The sequence below is a fragment of the Cytobacillus sp. genome (assembly GCF_032154635.1).
Taxonomy (GTDB): Bacteria; Bacillota; Bacilli; order Bacillales; family Cytobacillaceae; genus Cytobacillus.
In genome coordinates, this window is the sequence record NZ_JALDXW010000067.1 from 1 (window position 1) to 11,874 (window position 11,874).

11 protein-coding genes are annotated in these 11,874 nt (G+C 40.9%); 1 reads left to right on the forward strand and 10 read right to left on the reverse strand.

Going from position 1 to position 11,874, the window contains the following annotated elements; genetic code table 11:
* The first annotated feature begins 654 nt into the window (after window positions 1-654).
* Entirely contained in the window at window positions 655-1,785 is a 1,131-nt protein-coding gene (locus tag RUH74_RS23300) for a L,D-transpeptidase family protein (RefSeq protein WP_313805009.1), read from the forward strand.
* A gap of 144 nt (window positions 1,786-1,929) precedes the next feature.
* On the opposite strand, the gene RUH74_RS23305 is transcribed toward RUH74_RS23300, so the two are convergent.
* The 10 genes from RUH74_RS23305 to RUH74_RS23350 all read right to left on the reverse strand — a co-directional run bounded on the left by RUH74_RS23305 (window position 1,930) and on the right by RUH74_RS23350 (window position 11,603).
* Window positions 1,930-2,682: an NUDIX hydrolase gene (locus tag RUH74_RS23305; RefSeq protein WP_313805012.1), complete on the reverse strand. Its 753-nt coding sequence runs from the start codon at window positions 2,680-2,682 to the stop codon at window positions 1,930-1,932.
* A gap of 286 nt (window positions 2,683-2,968) precedes the next feature.
* Window positions 2,969-4,027, reverse strand: coding sequence for a DNA-processing protein DprA (locus tag RUH74_RS23310; RefSeq protein WP_313805015.1), 1,059 nt, complete (start codon window positions 4,025-4,027; stop codon window positions 2,969-2,971).
* A gap of 2 nt (window positions 4,028-4,029) precedes the next feature.
* Window positions 4,030-4,329, reverse strand: coding sequence for a magnesium chelatase subunit ChlI family protein (locus RUH74_RS23315; RefSeq protein WP_313805018.1), 300 nt, complete (start codon window positions 4,327-4,329; stop codon window positions 4,030-4,032).
* A complete protein-coding gene (locus RUH74_RS23320) occupies window positions 4,242-5,552 on the reverse strand; it encodes a YifB family Mg chelatase-like AAA ATPase (RefSeq protein WP_313805021.1) in 1,311 nt (436 codons plus the stop codon). The genes RUH74_RS23315 and RUH74_RS23320 overlap by 88 nt, the downstream gene beginning before the upstream one ends.
* A 93-nt stretch (window positions 5,553-5,645) precedes the next feature.
* The gene (locus tag RUH74_RS23325; RefSeq protein WP_313805024.1) at window positions 5,646-6,254 is read right to left on the reverse strand and encodes a transposase; all 609 of its coding nucleotides are present in this window, start codon (window positions 6,252-6,254) and stop codon (window positions 5,646-5,648) included.
* A 430-nt stretch (window positions 6,255-6,684) separates the two neighbouring features.
* On the reverse strand, window positions 6,685-7,263 hold the full coding sequence (locus RUH74_RS23330; RefSeq protein ID WP_313805027.1) for a cupin domain-containing protein: 579 nt from the start codon (window positions 7,261-7,263) through the stop codon (window positions 6,685-6,687).
* Between the two features lie 177 nt (window positions 7,264-7,440).
* Window positions 7,441-8,799: a M28 family peptidase gene (locus tag RUH74_RS23335; protein WP_313805030.1), complete on the reverse strand. Its 1,359-nt coding sequence runs from the start codon at window positions 8,797-8,799 to the stop codon at window positions 7,441-7,443.
* Between the two features lie 406 nt (window positions 8,800-9,205).
* Window positions 9,206-9,658, reverse strand: coding sequence for a DinB family protein (locus RUH74_RS23340; protein WP_313805039.1), 453 nt, complete (start codon window positions 9,656-9,658; stop codon window positions 9,206-9,208).
* A gap of 215 nt (window positions 9,659-9,873) precedes the next feature.
* Entirely contained in the window at window positions 9,874-10,620 is a 747-nt protein-coding gene (locus RUH74_RS23345; protein ID WP_313805033.1) for an effector binding domain-containing protein, read from the reverse strand.
* Between the two features lie 68 nt (window positions 10,621-10,688).
* Window positions 10,689-11,603 (reverse strand): helix-turn-helix transcriptional regulator, encoded by a 915-nt coding sequence (locus tag RUH74_RS23350; RefSeq protein WP_313805036.1) that lies wholly within the window; start codon window positions 11,601-11,603, stop codon window positions 10,689-10,691.
* Between the last annotated feature and the right edge of the window lie 271 nt (window positions 11,604-11,874).

The window sequence follows — 11,874 nt, forward strand, 5'->3', positions numbered from 1 at the left end:
TCTCGTACTCTCAATCTTTTATCGAGCAACTTTATGATTTTATCTAGCATTTCGGCTATTAACATACAAATCCCATTCATTTTTTTAACTTATCTTGCATGTTGCTGAAGTTATCTAGCAACTTTTTCATTTTAGCTCGTATTCTTAACCTTTTATCAAGCGACTTTATGATTTTATCTAGCATTTCAGCTATTAACATACAAATCCCACTCATTTTTTCTAACTTATCGTGCAGGTTGCTGAAGTTATCTAGCAACTTTTTCATTTTATCTCGTACTCTTAATCTTTTATCAAGCGACTTTATGATTTAATCTAGCATTTCGGTTGTTCATCGTTCACATTTCATTCCTTTTTAAATGTAGGCCCACATTTACATACTCAATCGTGAACTCGATGTTAGGAGTTAACAAGTTTACTATATTTGGAATATTTATAACCCTTGTGAACCTGTCCAATTGTCCCGCTAGGTAAAAGGGTGCAGGAAGAATAGGTTCGTTTTAGCTATAGTTCCGCTAAAAGTCATTCCATATTTTAGTCAATTAGGTTTAATTTGTTATTTTAATGGTCCTATTTTTATTATTTTTGCTTTATTTCCTTCTATAACAAGCTATAATTTGGTGGGTTTTGTAGAATTTTAGTGTGAGGGGAAGAAACATGTCGAGTAAGAAGGATGTTCATAAAGGGCAGCTCTCTCGGTCTAAGCGAATTAGAGATAGCAGGCAAAGGAAAAGGCGTTTTACTTTCATTTTTTTCATGCTTTTATTATTAATAGGTCTACTCGCAGCAGTACCAGCTATTCAATCAAGCACCAAGTTTGAGCAGGATTATCAAGAAGTGAAACCAAAAGAGAAGCTTGCAAATCAGGAGCAAGTTTTAGCAGCAAAAGTTGAGCAGGAATTAAAAACTGAAATAAAAGTAGATGCAGTACAGACAAAAGCAGAGAAGCAATGTACTTGTCAAAATGTGGAGGAAAAGAAAGCAGACATTCCTGTGAGTAAACCTGAGGTAGTGAAAAAGAAAGAAAATATTCGTGTAATCGAACATGAAGTAAAGAAGAACGAGACTCTTTTTAGCATTACAATGCTCTATTTTTCAAACAGCCAGTATCAATCTAAGATTTCTTCATATAACGGGATTACTGATCCCGCAAAAGAGATTCGATCAGGGATGAAAATTAAGATTCCGAATCCTGAATTTATGTTTAATCATAAGGTAGGAAAAGGTGAAACGCTTGCTAGTATTTCGAGAAAATACTATGGAACCGCAGCTTATCGTATGCCATTAGCAAATTTTAATGGAATCAAAAATCCGGATCTTTTAAAATATGGGGAAACGGTGCAGATCCCAGGTCCTTATGTGTTGCAAAAGATGTCAGAAAATAAAGATAAAGAGAAGGCAACAAGCGTGTACAGCATCGTTATTACGAAAAAAACAAACCAGCTTGTGGTGTATCAAGACAAGAAAGCAATAAAGACCTTTTCGGTTGGGACAGGGAAAAGCTCATCACTCACACCTGAAGGAACGTTTAGAATTGTTAACAAAATTGAAAAACCATGGTATAGCCCAAAAGATATTCCTGGGGGCGATCCAAAGAATCCGTTCGGCAGCCATTGGCTCGGCCTTGACGTACCAGGAACAAAGGGAACAAAATATGGAATCCATGGAACGAACGATCCATCCTCCATTGGAGGCTATGTCAGCTTAGGCTGCATTCGACTGAAAAACGCTGATGTCCAATGGCTATTCAATCACATCCCATTGAAAACCGTGGTTACGATTAAATAATAGATGGGACAGAGGGACAGGAACCTTGTCCCAGTTAATAATAGAAATAGAGAGCCGATCATTTCAGTAAATGATCGGCTCTCTGTCATTGCAGAATGACACTAAGTGACATGTTATCGGGACAATGAACCTGTCCCCGTGTCCCTATTTTTCTATATATTTTATGAGAATTGGAGCTAAGTAGTCGACCATTGGTGCTTTTTCATTTTGAATAAAGGATTCTACGGCTTCTTTTTCTAAAGGAATGAACAGGAACTCCTCAAACTCAGGCAGATGCCCATTTTCTATTATATGTTGGTTATAATTTAAGAAATAATCATGTAGTTCTTTTGCTGTATACTCTATCGATAATTCATAGATAACCGCCCAAAAGTCGTGGGAACCTTTATGCTTTAAGAATTTAGGTTTAAACGAACGAACAGCTGGTGAATAAATGTCCAGTCCCATCTCCTCTTTTAATTCTCTGCTAATATTTTCTTTTATTTCAAATACAGAATCTCTTAAATCCGATTCATCCAGTCCGCCACCTGTGAATTGCAGACGCCCAGGGGTAGAGGTCATCTGATTCATCTTGCCAAAAGCAATGTAGTTGTCTTTCGTAATGACCGATGCGCAAGAATAGATGACTTTACAAGGATAGTCGCAATCTGGATGGTACATCGTATATAGATAGTGTTTGTAGTCGGTTTTTGCAACGGTCATTTCTAATTCCTCAGGTGTCTGTCTAATATCTATAATCGTAAAGGTTTCTCCATTTCTTAGTGAAGGGTTTTTCCTTATTTGTTCATTCCAATAGCATTCATGGTGGCTGCGGATTTCATGAGGCAGCTTGATTGGATTAGGGCTTAATTTTATTGTTATGCTTGCTGGAGCTTTTTCGATGATGAGTGGCTGCATAGGAGGTCCTCCTTTTAAATATGTAGCTGTGAGAGAAGCTAGACGATCGGGATATGCCTTTTCTTCAGAAAGCTAGCCGTGAGTAAGGGCATTGGGTTACCGATGTTCCCTCTTCCAGCTCGATTCCGGTCACCAATAAAAATAATACTTATACTCCAAAGTAAGTTTATTCACCAATTAATGTTAATTCTCCTTCTTTTTAGGATAAGAATGATCCGGCGGAAATAATAATCCTGTTTCTATCAATTTTTTCATGCTATTAGAATGTTACCTGAATTACAATACCTCAAGCGCGATAGACCATATTCCCCCTAACGATAATTTGTTTCTCCATTTCTAATTCGAATAGCTGATCCATGATTTCGGCGACGTCGAGGTTTAATTGCTTGGATAGATGCTGAATGGTGGCAGGTGAATCTGAAAGAAGTTTGAGGATGGGAGATTCAGGAATGATCATTACCGGAAACCGTTTGCTGTTTTCTCGTTTTTCTTTGCTCGCTTGAAGGCTTTGAATACCAAGGTATGGCGGGATGCCTTTAGCAAGCAGGCGGTTCGTACCGATCCCTTCTTGTGAATCAATCCGGTTCGGAACAGCATAGACGGTTTTTTTGTTTTTGATGGCAAATTCGGCGGTCCAAAGGGCGCCGCTCTGTTCACCAGCCTCCACGATGACAAGCTCCGTGGACCAGGCGCTAATGAGCGCATTTCTTGCGAGAAAGTATTTGGGAGACGGTGGTGTCCCTGGTGGGTACTGCGAGAGAAATGCACCGCCTTTTTCGAGGATTTGATGATAGAGCACCTTATGTTCTGACGGATAGCAAACATCTGGCCCACAGCCAAGGAAGGAGATGGTATAGCCTCCTTTCCGGCTGCAAGCGACTTGTGTATAGCTGTCAATTCCTTTAGCGAAGCCGCTAATGACTGGAATGTTAATGGCTGCTAGTTCCTCTCCTATTTGTTTTGCGATTTTTCTTCCATAAGGCGAGCATCTTCTTGCGCCAACAACACCTACTGTCGTGTGAAGCGGACGGAGTTCTCCTTTGTAATAGAGAACTATCGGGGATTGCTTGCTCTCACGGGCAAATTTCGGGTAATTTTCGCTCGTATAGACTAGCAGGCCTACTCCATTTTTTTCTGCCGTTTCCAGAATATTTTCTACTTCTTTTAGACAGCGATTTTTAAGGATCGATTGAATGGCCGTTTTTGTGATTTTTGGTATCTGTGTAAGGTCCTCCTCTGTTGCTTCAAAGACAGCCTTAGGTGACGCAAAATGCTCAATTAATTGTTTTTGCCACACTGGACCTACATGTTTTAATCGGCTGAGCCAAATCCAATAAGTTTCCATTTTCACCCTCCTAAATAGGTTGATTCCTTTTCAATATCACGGCTTAATAGGCTTTTCTTTAAATGGTGAATGTGTATTTGCTCCTCCCCTTCAAGGTCTGCAATGGTTCGTGCGATTTTGATGAATTTATGCAGAGATCGGCCGCTATACCGGAAGCGGTCATACACTTGCTGCAGCAGCTTTGTACATTCACTGTCAAGCGGGCAAAATTGATTCATGAGAGAAGGCGTGAGCTGAGCATTTGTAGTAATATCAGGCAGCGCTTCATATCGTTCCTGTTGTTTAGCTCTTGCTTTTTCCACCCGGGTACGAATTTCTGCCGAGCTGATTCCCTCATCCTCTTCATTGAAAAAGTCAACCGTACCCACATATTTTGAATATCCATTCGATCCATAATCGGGCCAGAAATCTTTTGGCGGTATTTGATGATTTCATAGTCTGTACAGCGGCATTTTGCTTGGCCGTAGTACCCGCATGGACAAGAGTTCATTGCACCAATGAGCATGAAATTTGCTGGATACGTGTTCGAACCCCCAACTCTTGAGATCGTGACTGTATAATCTTCGAGTGGCTGCCTCAGCGAATCCAGTGCCTTTTTACTAAACTCAGCGATTTCATCTAAAAATAAGACCCCATTATGGGCAAGAGATATTTCGCCTGGCAATGCGTACATTCCACCGCCGATGAGCGCGTTCGTTGAGGCATTGTGGTGCGGGGATCGAAAGGGGCGCTTCGTGATGAGGCTGCTTTTATCTTTTAATAGGTTTGCTACACTGTATATTTTCATTACCTCGAGTGATTCCTCCTCTGTCATTTTTGGGAGGATGGTTGGAATTCGCTTGGCGATCATTGATTTTCCACAGCCTGGGGGTCCGACCATGAGAAAATTATGTCCACCCGCTGCAGCTATACTGATATAATCAACCAGGGATTGGAGTCCTTTTACATCTTTAAAATCAATGGCGTAGTCATATGGTATGGCAGGATTCATTATTTCTAAAGCTGGCGGGGACCGTTTACCTGTGATTTCATGTATCGCCTCTTTCAGTGTTTCACAGCCAATCATTTCGATTCCTTTAATGAGCTGGGCTTCCTGAACATTTTCTTTTGCGAGAATTAATCTAGTTAATTGGGGATCTTTTGCTTTTACGACCATTGGCAAGATGCCGGCCACGGGGCGGATAAAGCCATTGAGGGATAACTCGCCAATTAATCCTGTTTGGGAAATAGAGGCTGGACAGATTTGATTCGTTTTAATTAGAAGGCCGATAGCCATCGCAAGGTCAAAATGGGTGCCGGTTTTTTTCATGTCTGACGGGGCAAGATTGAATACAATTTTTTGCGGCGGGAACTTGTAGCCAGCGTTTTTGATTGCGGCCTCCAAGCGTTCCTTTGCTTCCTTTACTGCTTTGTCGCCGAGACCGACGATCGATACGGATGGCAGGCCAATGAGTGTGTCTGTTTCGACTTCAACGAGATGACCTTGGATACCTGCAATGGTGAAGCTTTGTACGGTTGATGCCATGATTGTGTCTCCTTTTTTATTTGGCAATGTTTTTTGGTTTGTTCAAAATAATACGGAATCGGTTGGTAGGCCAATCAAAAACAAAGCCTTATTTTAATAGAGGAACGTTATTGGTTTTTGGGGGATATCCCTTATTATTTTCCCGTTTTCATCGAAATCAGGATCTTGAAATCCAGCGGTCAGATAGCCCTTGTATTCTGCAGATGAGGGTTCAGGAAAATAGGAGAGAATTTGTGTTTTGTTTAAAAGAGGGTTTTCTTCGTTAAGAATGTATGCACGATAGCTGCTCCAGGGGTAATCTTCTAAATTGCTGATTATACCTGCTTTAAGGGGATTGAGGTGAATGTATTTGCTCACATCTAGCTCATATTTGGCGTTATCAATCCATTCTGCACCATAACGATTCTCAAACACATGGCCGGTGAAATCATTGCGCTTGTTAAAATATTTTGCGTACGTATTGTGAAGTTGCCTCATGATGACTCCAGTCGGGGTATCGATGGTTTCTATCTGGAGATGGATGTGATTAGTCATTAAGCAGTAGGTGTGAAGATGAAAGGGGTGGCGTTCCTTCGTTTCAGCAAGTAGTGTTAGATAGTACTCTCGATCTTGATCATCGTGAAAAAGTGCCATCCTTCTAATGCCTCTGCTAGTAATATGGTATTTCGCACCGGGGAAAAAGCTGCGGTGTTTGCGGGCCAATTTTAGATCACTCCTTATCATTAATCGGGAAGGTGGTTCACAATCATTATACCGTATTGATTCTATTAATTCTCTTAAAATGAGCGATTTATTACTAAAATTTGATGTCTCGTTTGAGTGTGTGTCCACTGTACACGCACAAACACAAGCAAAATGTCCACGAGCGGTGCCAGGCACCGCCCGTGGACACAGATGGCAGACGTATCATGCGACATATATTTTTGGTCAGTAAAGCTACTGCCAATATCTCTACACACTGATTGATTTATTATAACAACTTCTAAAAAACTTTTCCTATGAAATTTATTTTGTCGGAAGGTTTCCTATGGAGAGACTGGAGCATCTGAGACGGCATTAATCTATGAATGTGAATTCAAAACAAGAGACCTGTTCAGCCTCCCATTCGTTCTTTTTAAAAGGATATCAGTAATTAATGACCGTATTCCCCTTCAGCTGCCAATGCATCTGCTTTTGTTTTATGAACCGTCCCTACTGGATGTTGGGGAGGTGCATAGATTGAGTAAAGTTTCAGAGGGACATTGCCTGTATTCGTAACATTATGCCATGTCCCAGCAGGTATCATGATGGCATCATCATCATAGACTTTTCTTCTAAAATATAAATTATCCTTCCGATTCCCCATCTGAACAATCCCTTGGCCTTGTTCAATCCGCAGAAATTGATCGACGGTTGGATGAATTTCCAAACCAATATCTTCACCTACCTTAAGACTCATCAATGTAACCTGCAAATGCTTTCCTGTCCAGATCGCCGTACGGTACGAACGATTTTGCTTGCTAGCCTTATTGATATTAACCACAAATGGCTCAGGACCATAATCCTTTAAATGGATACGCTCTCTTTCCTTTGATGATTGTTGGGAATGCCATTGAAGAGTGCGCTCTCCCCCATTAGGGATATTCCAGTAAACAGGACTTCCTCCACGGTAATCGATTGGCGAGTTATGATAAGGATATTGATATGGGTATACATAAGGAACATAATACATCTTTCTTTAGCCCCTTTCAGAGTTATAAATTCATCTTATGCATTCGGTTAGGGGATGCTCTTTTTACCCAATTAGTTATATAAGATTTTTATGCAAATGAAATAATGTCCACGCTGTATGCACAAACATAAGCAAAATGTCCACGGACGGTGCCAGGCACCGCCCGTGGACATTTTATTAATCTACTGGGCGATCTTCGAAGTAGTATTTGATGATTGCTGGTGTCTTCGGATCTGTAATCTGGTAGACGGATGACCCCACGATTTTCGCTACTTGAAGAAGCTTTTTCTTGTCGATCTTATCAAGTGTGTCAGTCGGCTGATGATACCAAGGTTCGACTGGGGAATGAATAAATAAAGCGGACGGAATTCCTAAGTCATGGAATGGCTGATGGTCGCTTCGGCCAAGCTGTCCATACGGAAGGACCTCATTAAAAATATGATAGCTTGAGGCCGCACCTAGATCGGTCACAAGATTTTTCTTGCCATCAATTGTATACATGATTAATCCGCCAGCAGGGTTATCTCCCCCTGCATCTCTGCCGCCAATCATATCCATTTGGAAGTGAGCAACCATTTTATCAACATCTGCCTTCGGAAGTTTAGATGCATAATAGGAAGAACCAACTAACCCTCTTTCCTCCGATCCAAATGTAAGGAAGCGAATTTCTGTATCCGTCTTTTCCTTCGCAAACAATCTTGCTAATTCAAGGACAGCAGAAACCCCTGATGCATCATCATTTGCACCTGGTCCACCAGGCACTGAATCGTGGTGTGCACCAACTGTCACGATTTGTCCTGTATGTTTCTTTTCTGTTGCCGGTTTCGTAGCGATTACATTGTAGGAAGTCTTCTCAATTTTTTCAATATCTACATCCAATGTGACAGAAATCTCTTTTGTTTTTAGCTGCTGAACTAGCTTCAGCCCTTCTGCTTTCGTAATCGCAACGGCCGGAATATTTTGTCCCTCTGCCACTTGTCCGAAAGTATTGCCCTCATCTAAATTATTGTACATAAGGACACCGACTGCCCCTTTTTCAAGGACATTCTTTATCTTTTCAACAAATGCAATATCTCCACGTTCAGCTAAAACAATCTTCCCTTTTACATCTCCAACTTCTTCCGGTGTTGCCTTTCCAACATACACCAGTGGGGCAGTTACTTTTCCGCTCGCACTGCCGCTAAATGCATGAGGAGTACCACCTAGATCGCTGTCCCCAATTTTCACTTTTGCATGATTGGTCTTAAAATCGTAAATAGGAAATGGCTGAATTTCCGTTTTGTAGCCTAGCTTCTTGAACTCTCCCTCTATGTATTTGACGGCCTTACGTTCCCCTTCTGTTCCTGCCTCCCTTGGCTCCTTTGATAATAATTCAATCGTTTTATACATATTGTCCGCACTGATTTTTTTAAGAAACTTATTTTCCAGTACAACCTCATATTGTGTACTTGGACTGACAGCCGTTGTTGCATGGACCGTTCCACTGGATAAAACGAAACCTGCTGCTACAAACAAAGCTACTAATTTGCGATTCATACTACTCCTCCTCCTAGTTTTTATGATAAGTCTATTATTAATATAATTAAATATTTTGTAAATTGAAATAATAATACAAATCTATCCATTTTTCAGCAGGAAAAGCCACTTTTTTCAATGTGAACGGGTTTAGGAATTAAAATACTTTTCTATTGTGTGAAGGAAAATTAATATATCAAAATAGCAATCCCCATCTATATACCTATCTAGTTTTTCTAAGCGACATCATTCCTATAGGATAAAAGATCAATCGAGAAGAATACTATTGGATAAGTATGAGCATGACGAGAGATTACGCAAAAAACAACAGATTCTATCAATATCTGACATTATTTGTGGGGATGATAGTGGAAGAAAAAATAGAAATGCTGAAGCCGATGACATAAATACAGCTCCAGCATTTCTATTAAATCACTTTTTTTATTTGTTCAAAATGATGATTGTCATGCTCGACCATTCCTTGAAAATATGCTGTAAGGGAAAGCGTTGACTTACTAATATTTAGCTCCTTAGACCAAAGTTCGTCATCTATCTCTTTTAAAGCAGATAGGAGTGTCTGCCTAGTTGCCGCAAATCTCTCAATCGTTTCTTCTTTTGTTCGTATTCTGCTTTCAGCTGCTGCTTGATCATTGAGCGCTTGAGCATCTGGACCTTTCGGCAAATCGATATCCTTGAAAAAGTATGGCATTCGATCTTTTAAGATAAACTCATCCCACGGAATCAGATGGCCAATGACTTCCGCGATGCTCCACTTTTCCTCTTTAATTGGCGTGCGCCATTGTTCCTCCGATAATTGTTCTAGCTCTTTTACCCATTGGATCGATTGCTCGTAATGCGATAAGATGTTTTGTTGTTCCATTTGCAATGGCATGCCCTCTTTTCTATGTTTTTGTCGAAAAATCGATATATAATTAATTTCGCAGATAAACCTGCTATTTTCGTAGATATGCGGACAATTTCGAAGATACGTCACCCATTTTCGCAGATATATCCACACTGTCCACTCCATACGCACAAAAACTACCAAAATGTCCACGGCCGGTGCCAGGCACCGCTCGTGGACAGTGTGGATTATTATTTTATTGCGATATAGATGTCGACTTGTGCTTCTAGCGGGTTTGCGCATCTTTCATCGTATACTTCGAAATCACCTGTGTAAGCTCTTGTTAAATCAGATTGCTCAAACCATGCCCAAATTTGCTGCCATGCTTTGATGACGATTTGTGCGATCGGTCCTTTGTCTGTTGTAAAAACAACGTATTTGGCGGCCGGTACTGTTTTTGCAACGAGTCCCTCTGGCAATGTTCCATCAGCACTTCCTTGGAGTCCGACTGTCATACTGTATTCTCCATTCACCCCATCAAGGTAGTCAGAATACAGTCCATATGTAACAGAGTTGATAGGATTAGGAATTTGTTCATATACCTTTTCCTGATAATATTTCTCCCACAGTTTCGGGATCAGCGCGTCCGCAGTCATTTCATTGGCATTCGTCGTTCTTGCGGTCATGCCAATGATGGTAAACGCTTCTTTTTCCATTACGACAGGTTCATTCATCTTACCGCTGCCGCTCCATCTTTTTAATGTTGGCAAAAAGTTAGTCAAAATTGCACGTGCCTCTTCTTCACTTTTACCATCTTCTTTCATAAAAGGAACACAAAGATCAACCATTTCTTCAACTGTCATGTTGGGCTGTTTAAATTCACCCTTTTCATAACAATAGACGCAATACTCCTCGCTTCTTCCTCCATTTAGCTCCGTCCCAAATTGCGTTTCCTCATTCATCGGCATCCCACAGCTTTGGCAAAAAACAGCATTCATATCATACACACCTTTCATTTGTTTGTACTCAATATATCAAGGGAAACCTGACAGCTGTTTGTCATATTTTACATATAATTTTCAAAAATTTCTTTGGCGCGTCTTTTAACTATTTCCCTTATATGAAGAGGCTCCAGTACCTCCACTTTATTACCAAAGCTTAAAATAAATCCGTAGAGCCACTCATCCTCTGGGATGTCAACTTTTATAATAGACGCATCCTCCTCTATCGCTTCGATGCCGAACATTTCCTCCATCATCAGCCGATGTTCAGGTTGAAACGCCAGCTTTAGTGCAACCGTATTTTCTGGCGCATTCCATTCTTGGTCCCACGGACGCTCGGACAAATCTATTTCTCTGCGGGTAAACTTTTCTTTGCAGCCTTTAATCTCTTTCATCCTAGCAATTTTAAACAGCCGAAAAGCCTTTCTTAATTGACAATAGCCGTAGACATACCACGATCTCCCTTTTTCAACAAGTGTGTGAGGCTCAACCTTACGAACGGATTGTTTTCCACCAGCGTTTCCGTATGTAAAAGTAATGCAGGTGGAAGATTCAATTGCCTGTTTGATCGTTGTCATTTTTTCCTTCAAAAATGGAGTTGTCCCCCACGGACTATAATCAATGAAGAGATAATCCGAACTATTTTTGACCGCTCCTTCAGCAATCCCCGTAATTTTTTCAAGTACCGCTTCCGCATGCGGATCCTTGTAAGAGGTAAGCACGCTTTTTAAAGCAATCGAAATGGAGGCCAACTCCCCTTCTGTCAGCACCTGCTTATCCATCCGGTAGCCCTCTATTAAACTAATTCCTCCATTCACCCCTTGAAAGCTTACGACAGGAATCCCCGCCTGGCTGAGCGTATCCACATCCCGATAAATGGTCCTTACAGACACACCAAATAGTTCAGCAAACTCCTGTGCTGTCACCTTTTTCCGGTTTATTAAAATCATCGTCATCGTTAAAAGACGGTCTAGTTTCATGAATAAACTTCCTTTTTAGTTAAAATCTATCAGAAAAAGTTCTATATTGATATGGGAAAATCCTTTATTGTTTGAGGATTATCGAGACGTTCATCGTTTGGGATCGGATTCCTGCGCAAGTTATCGCCATTACTATTTTTCTTTTTATACACGATGGATCCCTGTCCTCTGATTACCGTGTTCCTCTTTTTTCATCCTCCTCGGGCAGCATCGTCCTCCTCTGATTACCACTTTCCTCTTTCGCAGCCTTCCTCGGGCATCAACACTCATT